General features: G+C 48.5%; 29 protein-coding genes. 20 read left to right on the top strand and 9 right to left on the bottom strand.

Annotated elements, in window-relative coordinates:
• Nucleotides 1-50: 50 nt before the first annotated feature.
• Genes ACXAGC_RS09205 through ACXAGC_RS09195 form a run of 3 tightly spaced genes read right to left on the bottom strand, consistent with a single transcriptional unit; the run spans nucleotide 51 to nucleotide 1,525 of the window.
• On the bottom strand, nucleotides 51-548 hold the full coding sequence (locus tag ACXAGC_RS09205) for a hypothetical protein (protein ID WP_474844140.1): 498 nt from the start codon (nucleotides 546-548) through the stop codon (nucleotides 51-53).
• Nucleotides 549-576: 28 nt separating this feature from the next.
• A complete protein-coding gene (locus ACXAGC_RS09200; RefSeq protein WP_474844139.1) occupies nucleotides 577-903 on the bottom strand; it encodes a DUF1820 family protein in 327 nt (108 codons plus the stop codon).
• Nucleotides 904-955: 52 nt separating this feature from the next.
• Nucleotides 956-1,525: a TetR/AcrR family transcriptional regulator gene (locus ACXAGC_RS09195; RefSeq protein WP_119499457.1), complete on the bottom strand. Its 570-nt coding sequence runs from the start codon at nucleotides 1,523-1,525 to the stop codon at nucleotides 956-958.
• A 134-nt stretch (nucleotides 1,526-1,659) separates the two neighbouring features.
• On the opposite strand from ACXAGC_RS09195, the gene ACXAGC_RS09190 reads away from it, so the two are divergent.
• The gene (locus ACXAGC_RS09190; RefSeq protein WP_474844138.1) at nucleotides 1,660-3,300 is read left to right on the top strand and encodes a M28 family metallopeptidase; all 1,641 of its coding nucleotides are present in this window, start codon (nucleotides 1,660-1,662) and stop codon (nucleotides 3,298-3,300) included.
• A gap of 69 nt (nucleotides 3,301-3,369) precedes the next feature.
• Here the strand turns inward: ACXAGC_RS09190 and slmA are convergent, their stop codons facing one another.
• Both slmA and coaBC read right to left on the bottom strand, forming a co-directional pair.
• A complete protein-coding gene (slmA, locus tag ACXAGC_RS09185) occupies nucleotides 3,370-3,957 on the bottom strand; it encodes a nucleoid occlusion factor SlmA (protein ID WP_119499458.1) in 588 nt (195 codons plus the stop codon).
• A 106-nt stretch (nucleotides 3,958-4,063) separates the two neighbouring features.
• Entirely contained in the window at nucleotides 4,064-5,269 is a 1,206-nt protein-coding gene (gene coaBC, locus ACXAGC_RS09180; RefSeq protein ID WP_474844137.1) for a bifunctional phosphopantothenoylcysteine decarboxylase/phosphopantothenate--cysteine ligase CoaBC, read from the bottom strand.
• A gap of 143 nt (nucleotides 5,270-5,412) precedes the next feature.
• On the opposite strand from coaBC, the gene radC reads away from it, so the two are divergent.
• The 9 genes from radC (at nucleotide 5,413) to mutM (ending at nucleotide 12,539) form a co-directional block, all read left to right on the top strand.
• Nucleotides 5,413-6,090, top strand: coding sequence for a RadC family protein (gene radC / locus ACXAGC_RS09175; protein WP_119499460.1), 678 nt, complete (start codon nucleotides 5,413-5,415; stop codon nucleotides 6,088-6,090).
• A 169-nt stretch (nucleotides 6,091-6,259) separates the two neighbouring features.
• Nucleotides 6,260-6,619 (top strand): hypothetical protein, encoded by a 360-nt coding sequence (locus ACXAGC_RS09170; protein ID WP_474844136.1) that lies wholly within the window; start codon nucleotides 6,260-6,262, stop codon nucleotides 6,617-6,619.
• Nucleotides 6,620-6,723: 104 nt separating this feature from the next.
• Nucleotides 6,724-7,407 (top strand): YjbF family lipoprotein, encoded by a 684-nt coding sequence (locus ACXAGC_RS09165; RefSeq protein WP_474844135.1) that lies wholly within the window; start codon nucleotides 6,724-6,726, stop codon nucleotides 7,405-7,407.
• Nucleotides 7,404-8,135 (top strand): capsule biosynthesis GfcC family protein, encoded by a 732-nt coding sequence (locus tag ACXAGC_RS09160; protein ID WP_474844134.1) that lies wholly within the window; start codon nucleotides 7,404-7,406, stop codon nucleotides 8,133-8,135. The genes ACXAGC_RS09165 and ACXAGC_RS09160 overlap by 4 nt, the downstream gene beginning before the upstream one ends.
• A complete protein-coding gene (locus ACXAGC_RS09155) occupies nucleotides 8,132-10,237 on the top strand; it encodes a YjbH domain-containing protein (RefSeq protein ID WP_474844133.1) in 2,106 nt (701 codons plus the stop codon). Before ACXAGC_RS09160 ends, ACXAGC_RS09155 begins: the two co-directional genes overlap by 4 nt.
• Nucleotides 10,238-10,537: 300 nt before the next feature.
• Entirely contained in the window at nucleotides 10,538-10,774 is a 237-nt protein-coding gene (gene rpmB, locus ACXAGC_RS09150) for a 50S ribosomal protein L28 (RefSeq protein ID WP_119499464.1), read from the top strand.
• A gap of 11 nt (nucleotides 10,775-10,785) precedes the next feature.
• Nucleotides 10,786-10,941: a 50S ribosomal protein L33 gene (gene rpmG / locus ACXAGC_RS09145; protein WP_012516577.1), complete on the top strand. Its 156-nt coding sequence runs from the start codon at nucleotides 10,786-10,788 to the stop codon at nucleotides 10,939-10,941.
• 316 nt (nucleotides 10,942-11,257) lie between these two features.
• Nucleotides 11,258-11,716, top strand: coding sequence for a hypothetical protein (locus tag ACXAGC_RS09140; protein WP_474844132.1), 459 nt, complete (start codon nucleotides 11,258-11,260; stop codon nucleotides 11,714-11,716).
• Nucleotides 11,717-11,729: 13 nt separating this feature from the next.
• Nucleotides 11,730-12,539: a bifunctional DNA-formamidopyrimidine glycosylase/DNA-(apurinic or apyrimidinic site) lyase gene (gene mutM, locus ACXAGC_RS09135; protein WP_474844131.1), complete on the top strand. Its 810-nt coding sequence runs from the start codon at nucleotides 11,730-11,732 to the stop codon at nucleotides 12,537-12,539.
• Nucleotides 12,540-12,628: 89 nt separating this feature from the next.
• On the opposite strand, the gene coaD is transcribed toward mutM, so the two are convergent.
• Complete coding sequence (coaD, locus tag ACXAGC_RS09130; RefSeq protein ID WP_474844130.1) at nucleotides 12,629-13,114, bottom strand: pantetheine-phosphate adenylyltransferase; 486 nt, start codon at nucleotides 13,112-13,114, stop codon at nucleotides 12,629-12,631.
• Between the two features lie 58 nt (nucleotides 13,115-13,172).
• Entirely contained in the window at nucleotides 13,173-13,886 is a 714-nt protein-coding gene (locus tag ACXAGC_RS09125; RefSeq protein WP_303573157.1) for a 3-deoxy-D-manno-octulosonic acid kinase, read from the bottom strand.
• Nucleotides 13,887-13,979: 93 nt separating this feature from the next.
• Between ACXAGC_RS09125 and ACXAGC_RS09120 the strand changes: the two genes are divergently transcribed.
• The 8 genes from ACXAGC_RS09120 to glpG all read left to right on the top strand — a co-directional run bounded on the left by ACXAGC_RS09120 (nucleotide 13,980) and on the right by glpG (nucleotide 22,782).
• Complete coding sequence (locus ACXAGC_RS09120; RefSeq protein WP_474844129.1) at nucleotides 13,980-14,981, top strand: glycosyltransferase family 9 protein; 1,002 nt, start codon at nucleotides 13,980-13,982, stop codon at nucleotides 14,979-14,981.
• A gap of 182 nt (nucleotides 14,982-15,163) precedes the next feature.
• Nucleotides 15,164-15,571 (top strand): hypothetical protein, encoded by a 408-nt coding sequence (locus tag ACXAGC_RS09115; protein WP_474844128.1) that lies wholly within the window; start codon nucleotides 15,164-15,166, stop codon nucleotides 15,569-15,571.
• Nucleotides 15,568-16,749: a hypothetical protein gene (locus ACXAGC_RS09110; RefSeq protein WP_474844127.1), complete on the top strand. Its 1,182-nt coding sequence runs from the start codon at nucleotides 15,568-15,570 to the stop codon at nucleotides 16,747-16,749. Before ACXAGC_RS09115 ends, ACXAGC_RS09110 begins: the two co-directional genes overlap by 4 nt.
• 1 nt (nucleotide 16,750) lies before the next feature.
• The gene (locus tag ACXAGC_RS09105) at nucleotides 16,751-19,228 is read left to right on the top strand and encodes a putative bifunctional diguanylate cyclase/phosphodiesterase (RefSeq protein ID WP_474844126.1); all 2,478 of its coding nucleotides are present in this window, start codon (nucleotides 16,751-16,753) and stop codon (nucleotides 19,226-19,228) included.
• 145 nt (nucleotides 19,229-19,373) lie between these two features.
• The gene (locus ACXAGC_RS09100) at nucleotides 19,374-20,567 is read left to right on the top strand and encodes a glycine C-acetyltransferase (protein WP_474844125.1); all 1,194 of its coding nucleotides are present in this window, start codon (nucleotides 19,374-19,376) and stop codon (nucleotides 20,565-20,567) included.
• On the top strand, nucleotides 20,567-21,589 hold the full coding sequence (tdh, locus tag ACXAGC_RS09095; protein ID WP_474844124.1) for an L-threonine 3-dehydrogenase: 1,023 nt from the start codon (nucleotides 20,567-20,569) through the stop codon (nucleotides 21,587-21,589). Before ACXAGC_RS09100 ends, tdh begins: the two co-directional genes overlap by 1 nt.
• Before the next feature lie 9 nt (nucleotides 21,590-21,598).
• Entirely contained in the window at nucleotides 21,599-21,910 is a 312-nt protein-coding gene (gene glpE / locus ACXAGC_RS09090; protein WP_119499473.1) for a thiosulfate sulfurtransferase GlpE, read from the top strand.
• Between the two features lie 2 nt (nucleotides 21,911-21,912).
• Entirely contained in the window at nucleotides 21,913-22,782 is an 870-nt protein-coding gene (glpG, locus tag ACXAGC_RS09085) for a rhomboid family intramembrane serine protease GlpG (protein WP_474844123.1), read from the top strand.
• Here the strand turns inward: glpG and ACXAGC_RS09080 are convergent.
• Complete coding sequence (locus ACXAGC_RS09080) at nucleotides 22,773-23,186, bottom strand: flagellar basal body-associated protein FliL (protein WP_442858435.1); 414 nt, start codon at nucleotides 23,184-23,186, stop codon at nucleotides 22,773-22,775. The genes glpG and ACXAGC_RS09080 overlap by 10 nt on opposite strands.
• Before the next feature lie 165 nt (nucleotides 23,187-23,351).
• Between ACXAGC_RS09080 and ACXAGC_RS09075 the strand changes: the two genes are divergently transcribed.
• Nucleotides 23,352-23,903, top strand: coding sequence for a chorismate--pyruvate lyase family protein (locus ACXAGC_RS09075; RefSeq protein ID WP_474844122.1), 552 nt, complete (start codon nucleotides 23,352-23,354; stop codon nucleotides 23,901-23,903).
• Between the two features lie 2 nt (nucleotides 23,904-23,905).
• On the top strand, nucleotides 23,906-24,787 hold the full coding sequence (gene ubiA, locus ACXAGC_RS09070) for a 4-hydroxybenzoate octaprenyltransferase (RefSeq protein WP_474844121.1): 882 nt from the start codon (nucleotides 23,906-23,908) through the stop codon (nucleotides 24,785-24,787).
• A 31-nt stretch (nucleotides 24,788-24,818) separates the two neighbouring features.
• On the opposite strand, the gene ubiK is transcribed toward ubiA, so the two are convergent.
• Entirely contained in the window at nucleotides 24,819-25,073 is a 255-nt protein-coding gene (ubiK, locus tag ACXAGC_RS09065; RefSeq protein ID WP_119499477.1) for a ubiquinone biosynthesis accessory factor UbiK, read from the bottom strand.
• Nucleotides 25,074-25,108 lie beyond the last annotated feature (35 nt).

Raw genomic sequence — 25,108 nt, 5'->3', positions numbered from 1 at the left:
TCAAGACACCTGTTTATCTTTCAACAGAGTGATTGTTTTCTAAAGCAATGTTATTCAGACGCGGAAGAAGAGGCGCGGGGAGCCAGTAACCCTGATGTCATAAGATCACAGGCTTTAATAAAACCATCGGCGGTATTTTTAACCCAACTGATACGCACATCATTAGGTTGTTCCTGCATAAAGCTTTTGATGTCTTCCATAGAAAGTTCGGTATCACGCAAAGCGATATTGAGCCCTTCTTCAATTGAATGTCCCTTCTCACAATTATCAAAAATAATCTTTGCAGATGAGGACACAATCAAGATTAAAACATCATACTTTTTACCACTGATAAGGCCTTTGCTACTGGCGGATTCAACCCGTTCGATAAAGATTTGCTGCAGAGATTTGGCCGTAGTACTCAAAGTGACAAAAGCACTATTGGCTTTACTGGCATTTTGCTTTGCCAGATGCTTATTTGAATTGACTAATTTCTGTAAGCTTTGCACTTTAAGCACAAAAAATATCTGGATTAAGACTAATACTGCAATAATGCTAAAAGCCAGCAAAGCAACAACTCCGGTCAGTTAAGGAAATTCAGTCTTTCTTCGGCGTGTAAATCGGGCTTGGGAACGCGGTTACTTTTTCAGAAAGTTGCGTGATTTTTGCCGTGCCCTGTTTTTTGACTGCATCAATGCGTAACACATTGTGCATAGGTACATACGTCCTTTCGACATCTGAAAACTCTGTTTTCAGTTTCTCATGGCTGGTATCAACCACAAGACTGGTATGAGTATCCCAGACAAAATCACCAATTTCTACAAAGCCGAACATACTGTCCTGACTTAATTCCCTCACATATAACTCATAGCGTTCACCGTTACTGACAAACTGGATGCGGTACAAAGGGTTGTTACTACTCATGAAATTGAAAACCTGAAATGCACATTCGGGAGCATGATTTTACGGTTTTCTGTTAAACCTGCAACGGGGTTAGCAGCGCTTCTGTGGCAATGACCATCTCTTCACGGTTTTCAGCAAGGATGCCGTTTACGGCAAAACCCTGAACATAACTGGTAAGCTGAAGGGCTGCAGACTCAATATTGATGTCTGGTTTTATTTCCCCTGACAATTTGGCTTTTTCCAGACAACCGATGAAATCGAGTTGCAGACGGTCCAGGTAGTGTCTTCCCATTTCTCTGATTGTGGGATCCTGTTTCCCCAATTCGCAGACACAGTTAATCAGCAGACAGCCTCTGCCGTAGACCAGGGGAATATATCGCAAAAAGAAAGTATTGATGGCGGTGATGCCGTGGTGATTTTCCAGTTCACTGACTACGGGCATCAGCTGAGTTTTCTGATAATGCTCTAAAACTTTGTACAGGAACTGTTGTTTAGAACCAAATTCCAGATAAAAACCGCGCCGGTTAAAAGAGGTGCGGGCGATAATTTCATCCATGATGGCGCCGTGGAAACTATATTCAAGGAATATGTCCACAGCTTGTCCGAGTATCTCGTCTATATCGTATTGTGCGCTTCTTGGCATAGCGGTCGCATTAGTGTGTACTTCTATTGAGCGTAGCGTAAACCATGGAAGTATCAAGGGATAGGGTTAATCGCCTTGCTTAAATCATCTTCCGGGTTAACATGCCCGTGGTTTATGCAATTTTGAAGATGATTATGATAAGAAAATTAATCCTGAGCGGGCTGTTCGCTGCGTCTGCTATTACGGGTGTGGCGGCGCAGGATGATGCCGTTAGCAGCCATTTCAATCCTGACACGAACAGAATCAAATCTCACCTGTTCTTCCTTGCTGATGATTTGCTGGAAGGCCGTGATACCGGTTCCCGCGGGCACGATATTGCTGCGTTATATATTGCCACCGAATTTGCCAAATATGGTCTCAAACCGGCTGGTACGGATGGCTTTATGCAACCAGTACCTTTCCGCAAGGCCAGTCTGGTGCAGGAATCTCCCGAATTTACTTATCAGACGGAAGGCGGGACGTTGTCTTTTGCTTACCCTAAAGATTATTTGACCGGTCCAGATTTAATGGCCACCGACTCTGCTCTGAGCGGTGAGATGGTCTTCGCCGGTTATGGCATTATTGCTGATGAACTGAATCACGATGACTACGCCGGTCTGGATGTGGAAGGCAAAATTGTAGTGGTACTCTCCGGTAAGCCGGCCTCTTTCCCCAGTGAAGAAGGGGCGCACTTCGCGTCGGGTTATCAGAAACAGTCTTATGCTGCACAGCATGGTGCCATTGGTATGATAACGGTTTCTACGCCAGTGGCTGAAAAAGTACGCCCGTATCAGAATATGCTCAGCTACATTCATACTCCCCGTATGGCATGGCTGGATGAAAACGGCGTACCGGCGAACACGTTCGCACAGTTGAAAGGCAGTGCTTATCTTAGCGAACCGGCCGCACAGCAACTATTTGCTAATGCTCCTGTTTCTCTGAATGATATTTACGCGGAACTGGAAGAAGACAAATCGCCGGCAGGTTTTGTGATTCCGGGTACTATTTCTCTGAGTAAGAAGAGTCTGCATTCTCAAATTACCAGCCCGAATGTGGTGGGTATGATTGAAGGGAGCGATCCAACCCTTAAAAATGAATATGTGGTTTTTTCTGCCCACTCCGACCATATCGGCTTTGCCAAAACCGTTAAGAAAGACAACATCAATAACGGTGCCATGGACAATGCTTCAGGTACTGCCGTGATGCTCGAAACGGCAAGGCTGTTCAGTGAATTGCCCGAAAAACCAGCCCGGTCAATTTTGTTTGTTTCCGTAACCGGCGAAGAAAAAGGGCTGCTGGGCGCTGATTATTTCGCCCGTAATCCAACGGTGCCGGTAACATCCATGGTGGCTGACGTGAATCTGGATATGCCAATCCTGACGTATCCCTTTGCTGATGTTATTGCATTTGGTGCCAGTCACAGCGACATGAAAGCGTCAGTAGAAGAGGCAGCAGGCAATGCCGGCATTACTCTGAGCCCGGACCCCTGGCCAGAGCAGGCATTGTTTACCCGCTCTGATCACTATGCTTTTGTAAAGCAGGGTGTGCCTTCGGTGTTTATGGTACCCGGTCTGACATCTAAAGATCCTGAAATAGATGGCAGTAAAAAATTCGGTGAGTTTCTGGCAACCCATTATCACAAGCCCGGTGACGATATTAACCAGCCATTTAACTGGGAAGCTGCAAAAACTTTCACTCGTGTGAACGCTGAAATCGGACTGACACTGGCTACTCAGGCTAACCGTCCTGAGTGGAATGACGGAGACTTCTTCGGCAATACATTCAGTAAGCAGTAGTTTCAGAGTTTTTAAGCTTAACGAAAAAGAGCGCGGTATCGCGCTCTTTGTATTTCCGGTACAGACAAATCAGATAAAGACCTGTCTGAACATCTGCCATTGTTCGTTGAACTGCTCAGTAGGCTTGCGGGTGAAACCACTGCGAATGAACTGGTTTATCCGGCCGTCGACATAACAAATCATCATATTAGCTACTACACCTTCGTCTGCAGCCAGCGTTTTACCTTCCCGTAACTTGCGTTCACGCAAAATTTGCTTCAGTTGGGTTTCCAGCCTTTCGAATAACTTGGCAATCCGTGCACGCAACCGGTCCTGTTCACCCATCAGGGCATCGCCATTCAGGATGCGGGTTATGCCGGGATTCTTCTCTGCAAAGCCCAGTAACAAGTGCAAAATGAGCTGGCACCGTGCTGCTGAATCCTTTTCCTCGTTCAGAATTTTATTGATACGGGAGAATAACGTTTCTTCAATAAATTCGATGAGCCCTTCGAACATCCGGGCTTTGCTCGGGAAGTGACGATAAAGTGCCGCTTCTGATACACCCACCTTTTCAGCGAGTTTCGCGGTTGTGATGCGCTGGCCCTGGTGCGTTTCCAGCATGCCGGCCAGTGCTTGAAGTATCTGGGCCCGGCGGTTTGTTTTCTTTACAGCAGGCATAAGGCGAGTGTTTCCTCTGCTTCAGGATCAGTTCTCAATCCCGGTTCCATTTTAAAGTGGTCTGTGTTTTTGATTATCTTATGTCGGTTTATCGACCGGCAGACCATTAATTTGATTGTTTATCATTATATTGTTTTGCAACCAGCGCGATTAGCGATTTGGCTAACTCTGTTTTATTCGCCGGAGGCAACTTTACGTCATCCTCTTTCCAGATGACATGCAGCGCATTTTCGTCACTGTTAAAGCCAAGCCCATCCAGGGTGATGTCATTCGCAGCAATCATGTCGAGGTTTTTATTTTCTAATTTGCCCCGTGCATAAGCTTCCACATTCTGGCTTTCAGCAGCAAAACCTACCGTAAATGGTGGAGAGGGTAATGCTGCTACAGTCTTAAGAATATCAGGGTTTTTAACAAAAGTAAGTGTTAACTTATCATCAGATTTTTTAATCTTATTTTCTGCCTGATGATTAATACGATAATCGGCAACGGCTGCCGCTGCAATGAAGATTTGCGCTGAGTTGATCTCACTCATGACTGCTTCGAGCATATCATCAGCAGTTTGCACACTGATGCGTTTTACCCCGGGTGGTACTGTCAGGGAAACCGGGCCGGACACCAGCACAACCTCTGCGCCCTGCTCAGCCGCAGCCTGTGCTACGGCGTATCCCATTTTGCCACTGCTGTGATTTGATAAGTATCTGACCGGGTCAATGGGCTCTCTGGTTGGTCCCGCAGTAATGACAACTTTTTTACCTTCCAGCTTATTACCGGTCAGGGCACTGGCTAATGCAGATACGATAAGTTCCGGTTCTTCCATTCTGCCCGGTCCCACATCGCCACATGCCTGTTCGCCTGCTGCCGGCCCGATGAAACGGATGGCACGAAGTTGCAATTTTTGCAGGTTATCCTGCGTTGCCCGTGCCTGCCACATTTGCTGATTCATGGCAGGAGCAATGAAAACCTGAGCTGTGGTTGCGAGGTATAATGTTGAAAGCAGGTCATCCGCCAGGCCATGCGCCAGTTTAGCCATGCAGTGCGCCGTGGCCGGTGCAATCAATAAAACATCGGCCCATTTCGCCAGTTCGATATGACCCATTCCGGCTTCAGCCTGCTCGTCCAGCAACTCGCTGTGAACCTGATGGCCGGAAACCGCCTGTAACGATAATGAACTGACAAATTCTGTTGCACCACGTGTCAGTACCACTCTCACGTCAGCGCCCTGCGCTTTCAGTTTTCTTACCAGATCCGGTGTTTTATAGGCAGCAATACCGCCGGTAACACCCAGAAGAATTTTTTTATTGAATAAGTGCATAGTGCATTTTTCAGACAATAAGATTGCGGTAAGCCTACCAGATGTTTTCTGTTACCGGTAGACAGAGCGATCTGGCATTGCAGCCAGTAGTGAGCTTGTTTGTTAAAGCGTAGGCTGTTGTTCCGTATGATAAAGGAACAGATATGACCGGGTTAAAAACATGGCCGCTGGCTGAAAGGCCGAGGGAAAAGTTGTTTGAAAAAGGCGTGGCTGCGCTTTCTGATGCTGAAGTGCTGGCAGTGTTATTTGGCAGCGGTATGGGTGGTGCAGGGGCGTTGTGTATCGCGCGGAATCTACTGGACGAGTTCGGTTCTCTGCGGGAAGTAGTGTGTGCAAAAAAAGCCCGTTTATGTGATATCAAAGGGGTAGGCGATATGCGTTATGCACAAATTGCCGCAGTATCGGAAATATCCCGCAGAGTGCTGGAAACCCCGTTGAAATCGAGATCGGTTTTTAATCATGTCAGTGATGTTGAAGCCTTCCTGCTGGCATCCTTGCGTCATGAATACAAAGAGCACTTTGCAATTATGTGCCTTAACAGTCAGCACCATCTTATTGCCTTCAGAACACTTTTCACAGGCACATTGAATGCGGCAGCCGTTTATCCCCGTGAGATCGTGAAGCAGGTCATTGATGACAACGCCGCTGCGGTCATTCTGGTCCATAACCATCCTTCCGGCGTATCAGATCCCAGCGATGCCGATATTCGTCTCACCCGGGATGTAAAACATGCGCTCAATCTTATTGATGTCAGTGTGTTAGATCATTTTATCGTGGGAGATAATTCTGTGTTTTCTTTAGCACAGAAAGGATTGATGTAATTTTGAACCTTGCTATACTGAAGTCTACGATCCTGACAGATCGTCGGCGATCCATGCGACGAGCATGTGAAACGTATATTTTTTACGACCAAATTATGCCTGGAGAGTAGTCACTTAGTGACAAATGCTTTAGGATAGTGCGTCGGTGGATTTTTAATAAAGGACAATTATGAAACAGTCATTAATTTCATTGGTCATCGGTGCAACCATGGCTTTTGGTGCTGTTGCACAAGACAATTCTGGGGAAGGTTCCACTGGAGCTACTGGTAGCTTGACTGCCGGTTCTATCGCTACTGGTGTTATCGGCCTGGGCGTATTAGGCGCAATCGTGAGCAACAACCGTGGTTCAGCTGACCTGGACGATGGCGTTGTAGATCCAGATCCAACTTGTAACGATGGTGACGAGCTGGTTGACGGTGTATGTGTTGGCTCAACAACTACAGTAACTGACACTGTTACTGTATCTGGTACGCAAACTATTACAGTTACTACTCCTATCACAGTAACTTATACTTACGCACCTCAGTAAGTTCTGAATGTATTTTGAAAGCCGCCCCTTAACCGGAGCGGCTTTTTTATTTCTGGTGTACCCCGCCGTTTTTTCATCGCTTTACTAATAAGATGTTTAGGAATATGTTCCGCAGGATTCTTTCTTCTCTGTTCGCCCTAGCACTGGTCAGCGGTTGTTCCAGCACGAATAAAGCTTATTACGACACGCTCAAACTGGCCTTCACGCAATCTGACAACACCGTTTCCTCTGAAACTCTGAGACAAAGCAAAGCGGATTTAATGGCCGTTAAACATGGTGATCGTGTGCAGATCATCATGGCGCTGGCCTATATCGAAGGTGAAACACAAACCTGGGTATCCGCTGATCATGCCTTACTTTCTATGCAGAAGGGCGTGATTACCGAAACCCACGGGCTCGCAAACGATTTAATTTATCACTCAGATCTTTTGGCTAATCCACTGTTTGATCCAACTGGGGCAGCGTTGTCATGGGATTATCTGGTGGACGTTGAAAATTATGGCTACGGACTGGATGTACAAACTGTCTGGCAGCGCAGTGAGGCAAGCCAGTTAACGATTATGGATTATGAATTTTCTGTGTATCTGGTTGAACAAACAGTCAATTTTAACGGTGCCAGCCCTTTTTATGAAACGGGGACACAGTGGGTAAACCGTTACTGGTTTGATGATAAAAGTGGTGAAATGCTGAAATCTGAACAACTGTTATCGCCGGCCGGAGAGTTAATTACCATGACGTATCTGAGCCGTGCCCAGCGACTGATTGATGGTCAGGAGGTGAAGCCATGAAAGGATTGTTGGCGCTAATCATTATCTCATTATTCAGTGCATCCACGCTGGCATCGGTGAATGTAAAAGTAAACGGTCAGCAGTACCGTTATCTGAATCCGGTCAGGCTGTCTCTTATTTTGCAGACAACCGCAAAAAATGGTGACTGGTACTGGCCCGCCTGTGCTATTTACAGCGAGAACACTGCAGACGTTGAAGCCATGCGCAAAGACGTGTTGCAGTCCATTGATGCGGTAGCTGTAGATTTAAGTGTGAACGACGATAAAGCGATTGCACTGAACGCCCTTAAAAGACAGGTAGAAAACTGGACGCTGGCAAAACGCCTGCCTGTAAAGTTGAACCGGAACGCGGCCCGGCTTGACGTGAAGCAAAATCCTATGCTTCAGGAAGGGAATTACGCCATTTACCTTACCGGCAGACCGGATACCGTGTGGCTCAGTGGCATGGTGAAAACGCCGGGGTCATATGAATACCGCAATCAGAGTACGCCGGCAGATTACGCTGAAGGGGTGAACCTGAGAGGCTATGCCGACCCTGATTATGTGTATGTTATTTCCCCCCGCGGAGAAATCACTAAACAGAATATCGCGTACTGGGGGAAATCTTATTCTCAAGTCATGCCCGGCAGTCAAATTTACGTGCCGTTGTTTACCTGGTTGTTATCGCCTGACGTTGATGATTTAAATGAAAAAGTGGCCAGTCTTGCTGTTCATAGGGTGCTGCCATGATGAAATTTAAAGAAACGCACACACGTTGTGCGATAGCTGTTGCTGCAGCCTGTTTTAGTAGTGCTGCGATGAGTAATGACAGCGTAACACTGCAGGTTCAGCCTTCACAGATGGTGCAGGGCGGAACCGGACTGATTCAGACACCGACTTCGCGAATGGGTGAGGAAGGTGACTTATTTATTAATTACACCGACAATCAGGAATACCGGTTCTGGTCGGTGAATTTACAGTTGTACGACTGGATGCAGGCCACTGCCCGCTATACCGACGTACGTACCCGGCTTTACAGCGATGTACCAAGTTTCAGTGGTGATCAAACGCTGAAAGACAAAGGTCTGGATGTAAAATTCAGATTATTGAAAGAAGGGTTTTATTTCCCTGAAGTGTCGCTGGGTTTCCGTGACTTTGGTGGCACCGGTTTTTTCGAAAGCGAATATGTCACAGCATCAAAAGCCTGGGGGCCGTTCGACTTTCACCTTGGCCTTGGCTGGGGTTATATGGGCACCGCTGACGATATTACTAATCCTTTCTGTAAGCTGAAAGACAGTTACTGCGACAGACCAGCCGGATTCTCCGGCCGGGGCGGTAAAGTTGACTATCAGCAATTCTTCAAAGGCCCTATGGCTGTATTTGGTGGTATTGAGTATCAGACTCCCTGGGAGCCTCTGCGCCTCAAGCTGGAATACGAAGGAAACAATTATACCAATGACCGCGCGGGTGCACTGGAGCAGGATACCCGCTTTAACATCGGTGCCGTGTACCGTTGGAAAGGATTCGACTTCTCTGCAAACTATCAGCGCGGAAATACATTCGGATTTGGTGTGACTTATCACTTCAATATGAATACCGCTAAACAGGTGAAAATAGATAAGCCGCCAAGAGATATCGTGCAGTCAAAACCTGCTGCAGGTGTGGATTCCGTTAATAAGCGCCGTTTATACCGTGACTTGGCATTTGATGGCGGCTTTATTCTTTCTGATGCCTCTATTGAAGAAGACAAAGCCATTTTCTACGGTAATCAGATTGCATACCGTGATAAAAATGAAGCGGCTGAGCGTATTGGGCGTATTGCTGCGTCTGAGTTGCCTGAATCGGTGAAGTCTTACCATATCGTCGAAAATGCCGGTCGTTTACCGCTGGTGGATACTGTCATTGATGCGGATGCATTTAAAGTGGCTGCTAAATACGAAGATATCGAAGCAGATATTAAGCAGACATACACACGACAGGCGCCGGAAGACAATGTACTCGATAAGTACGACCCGGAAAAAACCAGCGGATTGTTCCATTCTGTCGACTTCTTCTATACCCAGACATTCGGTAACCCGGAAGATTTTTATCTTTATCAGGGCGGCCTGATCCTGAGTGGCGGCTATGCGATAAACCAGAACTGGACCGCAATTTCCAGTATCCGCGCCACACTCTTCGATAACTTCGACAAGTTCAGCTTTACCGTTGACCAGGATACATCAACCCTTCCCCGTGTACGAACCTACGTGCGTGAATATGTGGAAAATGACTTGTGGGTTGATACCGCCTTCATGCAGTGGAATGACAGCCTTGGCAACGATTTCTTCGCCCAGGCTTACGGTGGTTACCTGGAGACCATGTACGGCGGTGCTGGTGGTGAAGTTCTCTGGCGTCCTGTAGACAGTTCTCTGGCGTTTGGTGTGGACGTAAATTACGTTAAGCAGCGTGATTATGATGATCAGTTCAGTTTCCTGGACTATACAGCCTTCACCGGCCACATCAGTGCTTACTGGGAACCTGAGTTTCTGGATGACACCATGCTGACGGTGAGCGCCGGACAGTTCCTTGCTAAAGACAAAGGGGTGAATATCGATTTCGCCAAGCGCTTCGACAGCGGTATTGTGGTGGGAGCGTATGCTGCATTTACCGATGTATCGTCAGAAGAGTACGGAGAAGGAAGCTTTACCAAAGGTTTCTATATTTCCGTGCCGCTGGATTTATTTACGCTGAAGCCGGCGAAAGGGCGTGGTACGTTCCCCTGGATCCCGATTTCACGTGATGGCGGACAAATGTTAAGACGGCCGGCGAGACTGATTGATTTCACGAATGCGCGATCGTCATTCCTGGATTGATCAGATCATTGAGTAAAAGATCTGCGATCAGATCGTTACAGGATCGATTTTAGGTGGTATTATGCGCCCCCGATTGTGCGTGACGGATGAATTTTCATGGTCTGCGCGCGGCTAAAAAATGAGTTAGCGTAAAAAATGTCGCGAAGAAAAGAAGGTTTTTAGCCTTTTTTATTGAAATCTGCGTCTGTTTGCTGTATAAAATGCGCCCTCTAATTTATCGTAATATCGTCAACTGACCCGGAATACTTATTAGGTGGGATCGATTGGCGCGACAGTTTTGTAGTTCTGGAGACAAATACAATGTCAAGAGTATGCCAAGTTACTGGTAAGCGTCCAGCGGTTGGTAATAACCGTTCGCACGCGCGCAATGCGACTCGTCGTCGCTTTTTGCCAAATCTTCAAACTCACCGTTTTTGGGTTGAGAGCGAAAACCGTTTTGTTAAACTGCGTCTGTCTGCTAAAGGCATGCGTATCATCGATAAAAAGGGTATCGATTCAGTTCTGACTGATCTTCGTGCCCGTGGTGAGAAAATCTAAGGAAGCCGACAATGCGTGATAAAATTAAATTAGTTTCTTCAGCAGGTACAGGTTTCTTCTACACCACTGACAAAAACAAGCGTAACATGCCTGGCAAAATGGAGATCAAAAAATACGATCCCGTTGTGCGTAAGCACGTTATGTTCAAAGAGGCAAAAATCAAGTAATAAAACTTGCTTTTGTCTCCACGAAAACCCGGCTTTTGCCGGGTTTTTTGCGTTTAGCCTCCAGTGCGTTAATCTTAGCGCAAAGAGCATTACACCGGACTTAGCGGGCTTCAGAAACGAAAATAGCGCAACACTGGAGTGAGCGCCCGTTCAGAAACCGTCTGCCGCAGGGATGCGGCAGACGAGGCCCCATGGATGGGTTTACGCCGTGTTTCTGAACGCCCAGTGACACAGGTAGCTATTTTCGTTTCTGAATTTGCGTAGACTCCGGTATTGACCATTATCCTAATAAAAGTAACTTCAAAACTGAGAAAATATGGCTTTTCTTTCACAGCGCGGTATGAACAACGTAGTGATATTTTCTATGTTGCTGATGATTGCCTTGTTCAATCTGGATACATTTTTGCCATCGGCAAAAGCGCCCGCCGTGGTGCCGTTGATCCCGCAAGACGCTTATGTGTTAAAAATAGAGCAGGGGCAGAGCCAGCTGGTCAGAAACGGACAGGGGTGGCGGCAGGTGTCTCCGGACCCGGAGATTGTCACTACTCCCGCGCAGCAAATCAGCGCCTGGCGTTCAGCAACGTTGCAGCCTGTAGAAATGTCGGCGGAGCCGCAAACTGAGCCTCTGGTAGCAGTGGTGTGGCTGGCCGGCCAGTCTGACGGCCTGGTGTTTGCCTTTTATCCCCAACAAGATAAAACGCTGGTGAAAATAGAGAATGCCTGGTACCGCCTGAGTGATGCTACACTCACCGGTTTACTACCCTGGGATCAATAGGAAGTAATGTTCTATGCCTGAATTACCTGAAGTTGAGGTAAGCCGCCTCGGCATTTCGCCCTGGCTGATGAATCAGACAATCAGTAAAATCATTGTGCGTGACAAGCGGCTTCGCTGGCCTGTTCCGGATGATATTTTTAAAGCTGAGGGATGTGAGATCCGCAACATCCGCAGGCGGGCGAAATATTTATTGATAGATACCGGCAACGGAGAGATTGTGCTGCATCTGGGCATGTCCGGAAAATTACGTGTGATTGACGCCACGCATCCGCCGGTTAAGCACGACCATATCGACATTGTGCTCAAAAGCGGTAAATGCTTGCGTTTTAACGATCCCAGACGCTTCGGAGCCTGTTTATGGCAGCCGACAGGTGAGATGCATAAACTGCTTCTGAAACTGGGGCCTGAGCCGCTTACAGACGATTTTGATGCGCAACGGCTGGTGGAACTGGCCAAAGGGAAAAAGAGCCCGGTGAAAACCTTCATCATGGATAATGACGTGGTAGTGGGAGTCGGGAATATCTATGCCAATGAAGCGCTGTTTATGTCGGGTATCGACCCGCGCCGTGCAGCCGGACGGGTAAGCGCAAAACGTTATGTCCTGCTGACAGACGCCATTAAAGAAGTGCTGGCAATAGCCATTGAACAGGGCGGTACTACACTGAAAGATTTTGCTCAGAGCGACGGCAATCCGGGCTATTTCGCCCAGCATTTAAGAGTCTATGGCCGTGCCGGAAAGGAGTGCGAAGTGTGTGGCAGTGAAATCAAAAGCGTGGTGATTGGACAGCGCAATACCTTTTACTGTCCTGACTGCCAGAAATAGCTTTCATTGAGAAATACGGCGTAAATCCATCCAGCGGGTTCTGACTGCCGCATCTCTGCGGCAGACGGTTCATCACATTCTGCAAACTATCACTTACCGTGAAAGCGCTGCTTCAGCGCTTCTTCCACGACAGGATGACAAAAGTCAGTCACTTTACCCTTATGCAAAGCAACTTCTTTGACCAGCGTGGATGAGATAAACGAGTTTTCTTCTGCCGGGGTCAGGAACACACTTTCCAGCTTCGGATTCAGGCGGCGGTTCATATTCGCCAGTTGAAATTCGTACTCGAAGTCCGACACCGCCCGCAAACCACGGATAAGTATCGTAGCGTTAATCTCATCCGCGAACGCGGCGAGCAGTCCGGTAAAGCCACGAACTTCTACGTTAGGTAAGTCTTTGGTGACTTCACGAATCATCTCCACCCGTTCTTCCAGCGAGAAAAGTGGCTTTTTGCTGGGGTTTGACGCAATAGCCACAATGACATGTGAAAACATTTGGGAAGCACGCTCGATTAAATCTGCATGCCCGTTTGTTATCGGGTCAAAAGTGCCCGGGTAAATGGCTCGTGTGTGCATAGTGTGTCTTCTTTTCTGTAGAGATAACGAAATTACCTGTCTGCGGGCTGACTTTCAATCACACAGATTGCAAGCCCTCAAGAAAGGCATTCCAGTCGCTTTGCTGCCAGTGAAATCCGGCATGCTTATTTTTTTCTTTAACCAGTGAGCGTAAAAAACGCGCCACGTTTCGGGTTTTCCATTTATCGCCGGCGCGGAAGTCACAGCGATCAAAATCAATGATCCAGATTTCTTCCCGACTATCTATCATCACGTTTCTCACATTCAAATCGTGATGGTACACACCGGCACGGTGCATTCTGGCTACGGCAACACCTGTAGCAAACCATTTATCTTCCGGTAACGGTTGGCGGCATAGCACAGCATGCAGATCCTGACTTTCAGGAATCATTGCGGTAATTAAATCCCCCCGGTATACCAGACCACTACGCTGTACATGTGCTGCCACCGGGCGGGGTACGTTCAAACCCTGGTCCCGCATGGCTGACAGCAAACGAAGTTCTTTAAAGGGACGTGTTGCCTCAAGTCCGCCAAACACATACTGGTCGTCAAGCAATTTGCCCGGTAATCCGCCGCGACGATAATGGCGCAGCACAAGCGCATCTCCATCTACGTCCAGAAATAACGTGGTCCCCCGGCCTTTCGCCTGACCGGTAACAGCACCTTTTTCCTGCCACCATTGCGGGTCAAACCACTGCGGTGTAATTTGCGGATATTCATCTGCGCAGATCAGGATATGGTGACTGCCTGCTGACACTTGTTTTATCGCCATGCTACATCGTTAATGTGGTAAATTGGTCATTGTAATGAAAATTTCACAGTTTTCAGCTTTAGAGGTGGGTCCTTGAAGAAAAAGATTTGTTTGATGAGGTTGTCTGCTATTGGCGATGTCTGCCACGCGGCGGCGTTAGTCCATCGGATAAAACAACACTGGCCGGATGCAGAGTTAACCTGGGTCATCGGAAAAATTGAATATGAGCTGATGAAAATGTTGCCGGACGTCCGTTTTATCGTGTTCGATAAAAAGCAGGGCAAACAGGCCGTTAATGCCCTGCGCGAAGCCGTCAGCGGAGAATATTTTGATGCATTGCTGATGATGCAGGTGGCATTAAGAGCGAATCTGGCTTCAAGGGTTATCAAGGCCCGTGAGAGGATCGGCTTCGACTGGGCCCGAAGCAAAGAGCTTCACTGGCTGTTTGCCAATAAAAGGGTTAAAGCGAGGCAGCATGCGCATGTTCTGGACGGCTTCATGGATTTCGGCGACGCACTTGGTCTGCCTCCTGCCGGAAAGCCTGAGTGGGATTTACCCCTGCCTGAAAGTGCTTTTGAATTTGCCGCAGAACTGGCAGAAGAATATGGCCGTTTTGCGGTAATCAGCCCTGCAGCAAGCAAAGCTGAACGAAACTGGTTACCTGAGCGCTATGCGGCGGTTGCTGACCACCTGTATGAAAAAGGCATTCCTGTGATACTGTGCGGTGGCCCCGGGCCGGTTGACCGGCAACTTGCCGATGCCATTTTACGTTGCACCAGTCATATCGCCCGTGATCTTGTAGGTAAAACATCATTGCACGATATGCTGGCTGTGCTTGAGCGGGCATCACTGGTGATCGCACCGGATACCGGCCCTGCGCATATGGCAACAATGGCCGGCACTCCGGTTATCGGTTTATACGCCCACTCTAATCCCCGCCGGACCGGTCCGTACAATGATTTACAGCACGTCGTGTCGGTTTACGATGAGTGTATTAAAGAGCAAACTGGTAAATCATGGGAATCACTGCCCTGGGGAACAAGAGCAAAAGGACCGGACTTGATGTCCCGTATCTCAACGGCCAGTGTTATTCAAATGGTTGACCAGTTGCTGTAGATTTATTGGTCATTTTGTATGAATGTGATTTTCCTCAAAAAAAATCACGCAAAATGGCCAGAACCCTCTACACTGTATATACGCAAAATTCTATCAGACACGTTTCTTTAAGGATGAGGTGTCATTTGCTCATTTTCTTCCGCCAGGACGTTGCGACCAGACAGGGTCTCCCGCTGCTACGGATGCTTGTAGCCTGCATTATTCTGTGTATCACTTTTTCAGCCCATGCTTCTGAAGCGGCAGTGATTCTGAATAAAAATGTTCAGCAACATCAACTTACCCGCAGTGAAGTGCGCGATATTTTTTCAGCCCGCAAACAGTACTGGCCCGATGGCACAAAAATTACGGTGTATGTGCTGGAATCAAATTCAGATGCTCACCGGGACTTTTGCCGGCAAGTGCTGAAAATGTTTCCCTATCAGCTGGAAAGGCTGTGGAATCAAATCATTTATTCCGGTCAGGGAGAGCGGCCTCAGACTCTCGCTACTCAAACTGAAGTGCTGGAAGCCGTAGCCAGCACGCCGGGCGCCGTCGGTTATGCGTATCAGGGAACCTGGTCGCAGGACGTCAGGGAGGTTATCGTACCATGAAGTCTTTTCCTGCCATTTTTGTATTTTTCTTCTCCGCACTGGTCGCCGGGGACTGCCTGGCTGAAGATGCGTTCAGCTGGCACGGGTTTCTCTCTCAGGGAATAAGCCAGTCAATCGACAGCGACTTTATCCATGAAGATGATGAAATCAGCTTTGACCTCACTGAGTTGGGAATAAACATGCGCTACGATATGAACGCCTCCCTTGCTGTGGTCGGGCAGGCTGTTTATCTGGATGGCGGCAATCGCTATGAGCGCGGTGCCAGAATTGACTATTTGTTTGTCGACTGGCGTTTGCCGGATATGGAAAACTGGACCGCAAATATCAACCTGGGCCGTTTTAAAAGTCCGCACTGGTTATATTCTGCCACCCGGGATGTGCCGCAAACCCGTTCTACTATCATTCTGCCGCAATCCATTTATTTCGATAATTTCCGTGATGTAGCGCTGGGCAGTGATGGAGTGTTACTGCAATTGTACCGCTCCTCTGACGAGGGAAATCTGAAGATAAACTGGAGTTACGGCAGTTCCCCCATGAGCAGCTATCAGACAAAAGCGTTGCTGGGCGAATTTGCACAGGGAGAATTGAAGCAGGACTATGCCCATCAGTTCAGTGTGTTCTGGCAGCCGCCGTCACTGGACTGGCAACTGGGCGCCAGCTGGCTGGATTCCGACTTTACCTACCACCCTTCAGCCACGGAAAACTTGTTCGGGGGCGGAAGGACTGTCAGGTTATATACGTTGTCTGCGGTTTACTATGCGGAAAACTGGGAGTTTAATGCAGAGCTGCAGCGTAATCACAGTCGTGATTTCGGCGGCTATTCACCAGCCTTCTTTGATGAAAATAAAGGGGAAGGGGGATACGCGCAGATCCGTTACATGCTCAATTCTCAGTTTACCCTGACGCTGGGATACGACATGTATGTCTCCGACCGCAATGACCGTGATGGTGAAAAGCTTGAAGCGGCAACCGGCGGTGTCATTCCTGCTTATTTTGGCTATGAGAAAACCGCTACGGTAGGTGTTCAGTGGGATCCAAGGCCCAACTGGCGTATCCAGGCCGAACACCACTGGGTAAACGGAGCTGGCCGGCTGACAAGCATTCCCAGCCCTCAGAATACACCAGACACAGCCGAGTACTGGCGAATGTGGGCAGTACAGGTTATGTACTGGTTCTGATATGAAAGTTAAAGTATCGGTTACCACCAAATTACTGAGCATTGTTGTTGCAATGATGCTTACTGTAACAGTCGCTATCGCGGTAATGCTGATTGCGCAGTCGCAAAGCAATATCGAGCAGCAGCACAAAGACTTCCAGCTCAAAAATCAGCGTCAGATGGCATGGATGGACGAGTTGTTTACCGTACGGCTGTTGGTCTGGGTGGAAACTTTCTCCCGCTGGGGCCATACCGAAACCTTGTCAGAGCAGGAACTGCTAAATGCTTTGAAAGAGTCCGAGGATGCGCTGAATGTCAGCCTGCAAATCAGTGAAATGTGGTTGTTCAATGCAGACGGTAAGCTGATAACCGGCAACCGTGACAAAATGCCCGCGTTCATTCCGGAAATGGAGCAACATACCCGGGAACAAATTCGCCCGCAGAACCGGTTTGATTGTCGTGAGATGTGTTACCGATACGTGACCGCACCCATCATGACAGAAGATCAACAAATCGCGGTGCTGGTGCTCAGTTCCAGCTTCGGTGAACTTCTGGCAGCACTTTCCCAGTTCTCCAGCGCTTATAAAATTGCCATTGTGCGCTACGAAGGATACAGCGCTGACAATATTGATTTAAAAATTGTCAGTCAGTTGTCGAATCAGAATCAACAAATCGTCAATACTGTACTGGCAGCGACACCTTCTGATGCCACCACTGAAGGGATGGTTGAACGGGGCGTGCTGGTCAAACAGGATAAGAAACGCTTACTGGTAAGCTTGCTGCCTATGTCTGAACAGGATTACTACATTCTGTTTATCCGCGATATAACAGCGGTTGTTGAGTCGGTGAACGCCTACCAGAACATGGTCATTGGTACCGCCATCACACTTTTCTTTCTCTTTACTATTTTGCTGCTGTTACTGATCCACCAATATAAAACCAAGTTGCTTCAGCTGGTGGAGCGGCTACCGTTACTGGCAGAACACAGGTATCAGGAGTTTTCCCACGGCAGTAGTTTTCGCCGTCAATGGAAAGACAAGCTGTTCCCGGATGAACTTGATTTGCTGGAAGAAACGGCGCACAACCTTGCTGAACGGCTGGAAGAACAGGATTCAAAGATTGCAGCTTCGAACGCCCAGCTTGAAAACATGGCCATGTTCGATGGCCTGACAGGCCTGCCAAACCGCACAATGATGACCTTTCAGATTGAAAAACACATTGTGAACGCCACCCGTGATCAGGGGCTGGCTGCGGTGTTATTTCTCGACCTGGATGATTTTAAAAAGGTCAATGACAGTCACGGCCATGATGTCGGCGACAAATTAATTCATGCCGCCGCTGAGCGTATAGCCAATGCTGTGGGAGAACACGACCTGGTCGGGCGCTTTGGCGGAGATGAGTTTGTTATTTTACTCAGTAAAGTCCGTGATAAAAGCGAAGTGGAAGCGGTGGCGAAATCAGTGATTAACGTGTTTTCGCGGCCTATTCAGGTAGATTCCCTGCCCTTTTACGTTTCTACCAGTATTGGTGTTGCCATCACTAATCAGCCCGAAACAACGGCAATGGAGCTGTTGCGGCATGCTGACATTGCCATGTATGAAGCCAAAGCACTGAAAGGTGCTTCTTTCAAACTTTACGATGCATCGATGAATATTAAGGTGATGCGCAAAGTTGAGCTCGAACGGGAAGCAAGGGTTGCGCTTAGAGAGAATCAGTTTAGCCTGGCATTGCAGCCTCAAATCAGTATTGATACTTTCCGGCTGGAGGGCTTTGAAGCACTTATCCGCTGGTATCATCCGGTAAAAGGATATATATCCCCGGGAGAATTCATTCCCATGCTGGAAAATACGCCGTTTATGCTGGAACTGGACTACTGGGTACTCACCCGTTCTTTGCGTATTCTCAATGAGCTGAATATAAGCGGTTACAGTGAACTGAAAATGGCAATTAATATCTCTGCTGCACAGTTTTCAGACATCACACTGCCCAATTTTCTGGCCCAGCAACTGGCGCTCTATGAACTGGCTCCGGATAAAGTGGAGCTGGAGCTGACAGAAACCGCGCTGGTGTCTGATATGGATTCCGCCATTGATGTGTGCAAAGCCTTGCAGGATATGGGGTGTCTGGTGGCCATCGATGATTTCGGCACCGGTTATTCGTCGTTGAGTTACCTGAAATCCCTGCCCGTGGATTACGTAAAGATCGATCAGTCGTTTATCAGCGGCATGCTGGATAATCCGGAAGATGCCAATATCGTGGAATCTACCATAGCCCTCGTCAGAAGTCTGGGAAGAACCGTGATAGCTGAAGGGGTGGAAACGCCGGAACAACTGGGCAAACTGGGAGAGTTTTACTGTCATCAGGCCCAGGGTTATTTAATCAGCCCGCCCATTCCTGAAGCGCAACTCTGGGAGCGGCTGGAGAAAAACGTCAAAGACGGCTGCTGGCAAAATGTGGATAAACGCAACGCCGGCAGTTCTCAGCATCAGTTTGAGTTTTGAGCTCAGAAATAATCCGCATATGCCGGGCAAAGGTGTGCGAAAAAATTTACACTCCCCGTCTACAGGTTTGAACCCTTGATACAGCAAGGCTGTACCCATCAATACCCAACCATTAGAATACGCGTTTTCGACGACGGAGAGAAACATGTCACAGTCATTTATCACGCATTTACGTGAGCAGATAGAAGAAGTAAAACAAGAAGGTCTGTACAAAAATGAGCGGGTTATTACTTCACAGCAGCAAGCTGACATTGCCGTCGACGATGGCAGTGAAGTCATTAACTTTTGCGCGAACAATTATTTAGGTCTGGCTAATCATCCGGATCTGGTATCGGCAGCCAAAGAAGGCCTGGACAGTCATGGTTTTGGTATGGCGTCGGTGCGCTTTATCTGCGGTACGCAGGATATTCACAAACAACTGGAAGGGAAAATCAGCGATTTTCTGGGTACCGAAGACACCATTTTGTACCCGTCCTGTTTTGATGCCAATGGCGGCTTATTCGAAACCTTACTCGGGCCGGAAGATGCGATCATTTCTGATGCACTGAATCACGCCAGCATCATCGACGGTGTCCGCTTATCCAAAGCTAAACGTTATCGCTATGCGAATAACGATATGGACGCACTCGAAGCGCAATTGAAGCAGGCCGTTGCTGATGGCGCACGGTTTAAAATTATCGCCACCGACGGTGTGTTTTCCATGGACGGTGTTATCGCGAACCTGAAAGGCGTGTGCGATCTTGCAGACAAATACGATGCGATGGTGATGGTTGATGACTGTCACGCTACCGGTTTTCTTGGCGAAAATGGTCGTGGCAGCCACGAATATTGTGACGTAATTGGCCGCGTTGACATCATTACCGGCACGCTGGGTAAAGCCCTTGGCGGAGCATCGGGCGGTTACACCTCCGGCAAGAAAGAAATTGTTGAATGGTTACGTCAGCGCTCACGTCCTTACCTGTTTTCTAATTCCGTCGCGCCTCCCATCGTATCTGCCTCACTGAAAGTGTTCGATATGATGGCTGACGGTCATGCATTGCGCGAGCAACTGTGGAAGAACGCCGTGCATTTCCGTACACGCATGGAAGAAGCGGGCTTTACTCTGGCGGGTAAAGATCACGCCATCATTCCGGTTATGTTAGGTGATGCCCGTCTGGCCAGTGAAATGGCTGAAAAAATGCTGACGAAAGGTATTTATGTTGTGGGCTTCTCTTATCCCGTCGTACCGAAAGGTCAGGCCCGCATCCGCACACAAATGTCAGCCGGTCACACCATTGAGCATGTAGATAAAGCTGTCGATGCGTTTATCGAAGTGGGTAAAGAGTTAGGAGTTATCTGATGAAGTCACTGGTAAAAGCGCACCGCGAACCCGGGATCTGGATGCAGGATACGGCAGAGCCGGAAGTGGGTCACAATGATCTGCTGATTAAAATCCGTAAAACCGCTATCTGCGGCACCGACATGCATATTTATAACTGGGACGAGTGGTCTCAGAAAACGATTCCTGTACCCATGGTCGTTGGTCATGAATATGTGGGTGAAGTTGTGGGCATGGGTCAGGAAGTGGCCGGTTTCAAAATTGGTGACAGAGTGTCCGGTGAAGGCCATATCACCTGCGGGCATTGCCGTAACTGCCGTGCCGGGCGTCGTCATCTGTGCCGGAATACCGAAGGGGTTGGTGTTAACCGGGCCGGTGCTTTTGCAGAATATCTGGTGATTCCGGCGTTCAACGCATTCCGCATTCCTGACAATATCAGCGATGATATGGCGTCAATCTTCGACCCGTTCGGTAACGCTGTACATACCGCATTGTCCTTTGATCTGGTCGGTGAAGATGTGCTGATTACCGGTGCCGGTCCTATCGGTATTATGGCTGCGGCAGTCGCGAAGCATGTTGGTGCACGTCATGTGGTGATCACTGACTTAAATCCGTACCGTCTTGAACTGGCCGAAAAAATGGGGGCAACCCGTGCGGTCAACGTGGGTACCACCTCATTAAAAGATGTCATGAACGAACTGGGCATGACTGAAGGCTTCGATGTGGGCCTTGAGATGTCCGGTGTCCCTGCTGCTTTCCGTGACATGTTAGATAAGATGAATAATGGCGGAAAGGTTGCTATGCTGGGGATCCCGCCAACTGATGTGGCGGTAGACTGGAATCAGGTGATTTTCAAAGGCTTAATCATTAAAGGTATTTACGGCCGTGAAATGTTTGAAACCTGGTACAAAATGGCCAGTCTGTTACAAAGTGGTCTGGATATTTCTCCTGTTATTACCCATCAGTACAGTATCGACGATTTTCAGAAAGGGTTCGATACCATGGGGTCAGGGCAGTCCGGAAAAGTTATTCTTAACTGGTAGTTATCAACAATGTCAGAATTTCAGCATATCAGCGTACAGGATGCAGCAGCCAGACTCGGCGAGTTTGCGGTTGTCGATATTCGTGATCCGCAATCTTTTGCAACAGGGCACATGCCTGATGCTCTTCATCTCAGTAATGACAATTTCGCTGAATTTCTGACAAACACTGCCAAAGACAAACCCGTGCTGGTGGTGTGCTATCACGGCGTCAGCAGCCAGCAGGCGGCTAACGTTATCGCGCAGCAGGGCTACGATTCCGTATACAGCATGGACGGCGGCTTTGAAGCGTGGAAGCTCTCTCAGGATGTGGTGACAGCATAAACGTGAGTACACCGTTAATTGCTATTACTAATGAAAGTTACGCTCATCTGCTGGCTAATTATCTGACCAGCCAGCAGTTACGTTCTCAGGTTGCAGATTCTGAAAAAGAGGGTGAGTACATTATTGTACTCGCTGACGGCGGAGACATTAGCCGTGCGACTGAAATTTGCGAAGAGTTCATCCGTCAGCCAGGCCATCCTAAATATCAGCAGGCTGCCTGGGAAAACGGTGAGCATGTGGCATTACATCCTTCGAAATCCGGTAATCTCAGCATCGGCAATTTGTTGTCGTGGGCGAAAACTGCGCCGTTCGCAGCCTCCGTTCTGTTCATCTGTACACTGGTTTATGCCCTATCCTGGCTCGGCTTCTTCGGTACTGTCAGTCAGTACCTGAAAATGCAGCCTGTGGGACAGTTGCTGCAAACCCATGAGTACTGGCGCCTGATTACGCCTGCATTCATACATTTCTCTGCCCTGCATTTTATCTTTAATCTGCTGTGGTGGAGCATGCTGGGCGCGCAGATTGAACGCACCTTTGGTTTCTCCATGTTGCTGCTGGTGTTTGTGGTCTCCGCGATAGCATCAAACCTCGCGCAGGCTGTGGTCAGTGGTCCTGCCTTCGGCGGTTTGTCCGGTGTGGTTTATGCCGTACTCGGATTCGTATGGTGGATTGGCTGGCTGAGACCGTCCTGGGGATTATCCATTCCCAAAGCCATTGTCGGTTTCATGCTGGTGTGGCTGGTGCTGGGCTATGCTGATGTGCTGTGGGTGAACATGGCCAACACGGCTCATACTGTCGGCCTTATCAGCGGTTGTTTGATGGCGGCGTTACTGGCACTGGGCTCAGGCCGCCGCAAACCGGCTCAGCTGTGATACAAATACTTGGTAAAGATGACGTCTTTTACAATGCTGGCGCCGGTCTCTTTACGCATGTGATCCTGCAGCGCCTTTAAAATTGCCAGCCGGATGTCTTCCCGTCCGGTGAGCGATTTCACTTTATCTTCCGGTTGCTGACCAAATATTTCGATGGCTGTAGCACGCAATAATGGCAGGTGATGCTCTGCAATATCGAGTACATCCACACTGTCTATCATTAATTCTACCGTGACCCGCACATAGCCAAGTTTTTTCGCGGAAGGACCAATGTAATTAGTAATGATGTCCGGCTCCAGGCTTAAATACCCGTAGTTCGGAGCATCCTGGGCATGGCTTGAAAAGCTCAGCAGGCTACAAAGTAATGACAACGCAGCGAATGCACGAAGAGATAACATTTTCATAGGCTATACAGAATTTCAGTCAGTTAACGCGTTACAAGTATGAGTGTAGTTTAGCAAACGCCGCAAAATAAACACCGCAATATAGGGTATCTTTGCACAGGACTTTGGGCTCAGTGCTATACCAATGCTAAGATAGGGCCGTTATCTTCAATGGTGTATTAGTCTTTGGAATTAGATTTAACCTTTCCCGCCGGTCTTGATGTTGCCTGGGAAGCTGCCAGTGCTGCTCAGGCTTTGCCGGTCTGTGCCCGTTCCTGGTTGCTGGACACCGGTTCACTGACCGACCGGATAGAATCTCTTACTGACAAATTTTCTCTGGCACTGGTGGGGGAAGGCAATGCGCCGCTCCATGACGCTGAATTATCTTGCCTCAGTGCTGTGGCGGTACCAGATGGTGACGGCAAATACATTGTTCGGGAAGTCCTCTTAATGAACGGCGGCACGCCTTGGGTATTCGCCCGCTCGGTAATTCCGCTGGTGCTGATGGAAACTGAATTTAATCAGCTTGGCAGTCAGCCTCTGGGTAAGCGTTTATTTAATGATGACCGCTTCGTGCGCGGCGCCTTTGAATTATGTAAAGTGGAGAATTCATCGTTCGCCGGCGATACCGGAATCACGCTTCTGGGCCGGCGTTCCTGCTTTCATTACCGGCAGCATGCCCTGCTGGTTGCTGAACTGTTCTTACCTGAATCACCTGTTTATCAAACGGAACGTTAAACATGTCACTTGAATTGTCTTTTAGTAACTGGCGGGCGTACATGCAACTGACCCGCATGGACAAACCTATCGGTATTTATTTACTGTTATGGCCGACTATCTGGGCGCTGGTTATCGCTGCCGGTGGCCTGCCGGATTTAGGGATCTCGCTGATATTCATCGCCGGCGTGGTACTGATGCGTTCTGCCGGCTGCATCATCAACGACTACGCAGATAGGAAAGTAGATGGCAGTGTAAAGCGCACCAATCAACGTCCGCTGGTGGCGGGCACAGTAACTGAAAAAGAAGCCTTGCAGCTGTTTGCTTTGCTGGTCGGGATCTCGTTTTTACTGGTTTTACTGCTTAACTGGCAAACCATTGCATTGTCCGTGGTGGCCCTGTTACTTGCTGCCAGTTATCCGTTTATGAAGCGTTACACCCATATGCCACAAGCTGTGCTGGGCGCGGCATTCGGCTGGGGGATCCCCATGGTCTTTGCCGCCACACTGGGATATGTACCCATTGAAGGCTGGCTGCTGTTTATTGCTAATCTGGCATGGACCATCGCCTACGATACTTACTATGCCATGGTCGACCGTGACGATGATTTGATTGTCGGCATTAAATCGTCTGCCATTTTATTTGGTAAAAACGACCGTCTGATCATTGGTTTACTGCAACTGTTCACGTTGGGGGTTCTGGGAAGTATTGCGGTTTCACTGAATTACGGCTGGCCAGTGTACGTGGCGCTGGTAGCCTGTGCCGTTTTATTTGCTATTCAGTCTTACGAAACACGGGACCGCGGGCGGATGGCCTGCTTTAAAGCGTTTCTGGACAATCACTATGTCGGTTTAGTATTTGCTGTGGGGTTAATGGTCGACAGAATAGGCCTTAACGCATTGTAGGGTTAAGGCATATGTTGCAACGCCGGAGCACTTAAGCGTCCGGCGTGTTGTCTTCTTCAAGCTTAGCCAGACGGGCTTCCAGGGCTTCCAGTTTTTCACGGGTACGGATCAGTACCTGGCTTTGAATATCAAATTCTTCCCGCGTAACAAGGTCCAGTTTGCTTAACTGGGCCTGCAATACCTGCTTCACCCGTGCCTCGGCTCCTTCGGCCATGTTACGTACCCCGGGCGGTACAGCGTCTGAAATTTGTTTGGCGATTTCTTCGAGTTTTTTCGGATCAAGCATACTATTTCCTTTATAATGCGCGTCATCGCGACTAT

The sequence above is a fragment of the Alteromonas sp. AWJ4_197 genome (assembly GCF_056160285.1).
This window is presented reverse-complemented; position numbering and strand designations above follow the sequence as displayed.

Excerpts from the sequence above, each read along its gene's own strand:
- ACXAGC_RS09120 (WP_474844129.1), top strand. The coding sequence starts at position 13,980 with ATGAGGTTGTCTGCTATTGGCGATGTCTGCCACGCGGCGGCGTTAGTC.
- rpmG (WP_012516577.1), top strand. The coding sequence starts at position 10,786 with ATGCGTGATAAAATTAAATTAGTTTCTTCAGCAGGTACAGGTTTCTTC.
- ACXAGC_RS09080 (WP_442858435.1), bottom strand. The coding sequence starts at position 23,186 with ATGAAAATGTTATCTCTTCGTGCATTCGCTGCGTTGTCATTACTTTGT.
- ACXAGC_RS09170 (WP_474844136.1), top strand. The coding sequence starts at position 6,260 with ATGAAACAGTCATTAATTTCATTGGTCATCGGTGCAACCATGGCTTTT.
- radC (WP_119499460.1), top strand. The coding sequence starts at position 5,413 with ATGACCGGGTTAAAAACATGGCCGCTGGCTGAAAGGCCGAGGGAAAAG.
- glpE (WP_119499473.1), top strand. The coding sequence starts at position 21,599 with ATGTCAGAATTTCAGCATATCAGCGTACAGGATGCAGCAGCCAGACTC.
- ACXAGC_RS09195 (WP_119499457.1), bottom strand. The coding sequence starts at position 1,525 with ATGCCAAGAAGCGCACAATACGATATAGACGAGATACTCGGACAAGCT.
- rpmB (WP_119499464.1), top strand. The coding sequence starts at position 10,538 with ATGTCAAGAGTATGCCAAGTTACTGGTAAGCGTCCAGCGGTTGGTAAT.
- slmA (WP_119499458.1), bottom strand. The coding sequence starts at position 3,957 with ATGCCTGCTGTAAAGAAAACAAACCGCCGGGCCCAGATACTTCAAGCA.
- ACXAGC_RS09125 (WP_303573157.1), bottom strand. The coding sequence starts at position 13,886 with ATGGCGATAAAACAAGTGTCAGCAGGCAGTCACCATATCCTGATCTGC.
- ubiK (WP_119499477.1), bottom strand. The coding sequence starts at position 25,073 with ATGCTTGATCCGAAAAAACTCGAAGAAATCGCCAAACAAATTTCAGAC.
- ACXAGC_RS09140 (WP_474844132.1), top strand. The coding sequence starts at position 11,258 with ATGGCTTTTCTTTCACAGCGCGGTATGAACAACGTAGTGATATTTTCT.
- ubiA (WP_474844121.1), top strand. The coding sequence starts at position 23,906 with ATGTCACTTGAATTGTCTTTTAGTAACTGGCGGGCGTACATGCAACTG.
- ACXAGC_RS09165 (WP_474844135.1), top strand. The coding sequence starts at position 6,724 with ATGTTCCGCAGGATTCTTTCTTCTCTGTTCGCCCTAGCACTGGTCAGC.
- ACXAGC_RS09100 (WP_474844125.1), top strand. The coding sequence starts at position 19,374 with ATGTCACAGTCATTTATCACGCATTTACGTGAGCAGATAGAAGAAGTA.
- ACXAGC_RS09110 (WP_474844127.1), top strand. The coding sequence starts at position 15,568 with ATGAAGTCTTTTCCTGCCATTTTTGTATTTTTCTTCTCCGCACTGGTC.
- mutM (WP_474844131.1), top strand. The coding sequence starts at position 11,730 with ATGCCTGAATTACCTGAAGTTGAGGTAAGCCGCCTCGGCATTTCGCCC.
- ACXAGC_RS09190 (WP_474844138.1), top strand. The coding sequence starts at position 1,660 with ATGATAAGAAAATTAATCCTGAGCGGGCTGTTCGCTGCGTCTGCTATT.
- ACXAGC_RS09105 (WP_474844126.1), top strand. The coding sequence starts at position 16,751 with ATGAAAGTTAAAGTATCGGTTACCACCAAATTACTGAGCATTGTTGTT.
- ACXAGC_RS09160 (WP_474844134.1), top strand. The coding sequence starts at position 7,404 with ATGAAAGGATTGTTGGCGCTAATCATTATCTCATTATTCAGTGCATCC.
- tdh (WP_474844124.1), top strand. The coding sequence starts at position 20,567 with ATGAAGTCACTGGTAAAAGCGCACCGCGAACCCGGGATCTGGATGCAG.
- ACXAGC_RS09155 (WP_474844133.1), top strand. The coding sequence starts at position 8,132 with ATGATGAAATTTAAAGAAACGCACACACGTTGTGCGATAGCTGTTGCT.
- ACXAGC_RS09115 (WP_474844128.1), top strand. The coding sequence starts at position 15,164 with ATGCTTGTAGCCTGCATTATTCTGTGTATCACTTTTTCAGCCCATGCT.
- coaBC (WP_474844137.1), bottom strand. The coding sequence starts at position 5,269 with ATGCACTTATTCAATAAAAAAATTCTTCTGGGTGTTACCGGCGGTATT.
- ACXAGC_RS09200 (WP_474844139.1), bottom strand. The coding sequence starts at position 903 with ATGAGTAGTAACAACCCTTTGTACCGCATCCAGTTTGTCAGTAACGGT.
- coaD (WP_474844130.1), bottom strand. The coding sequence starts at position 13,114 with ATGCACACACGAGCCATTTACCCGGGCACTTTTGACCCGATAACAAAC.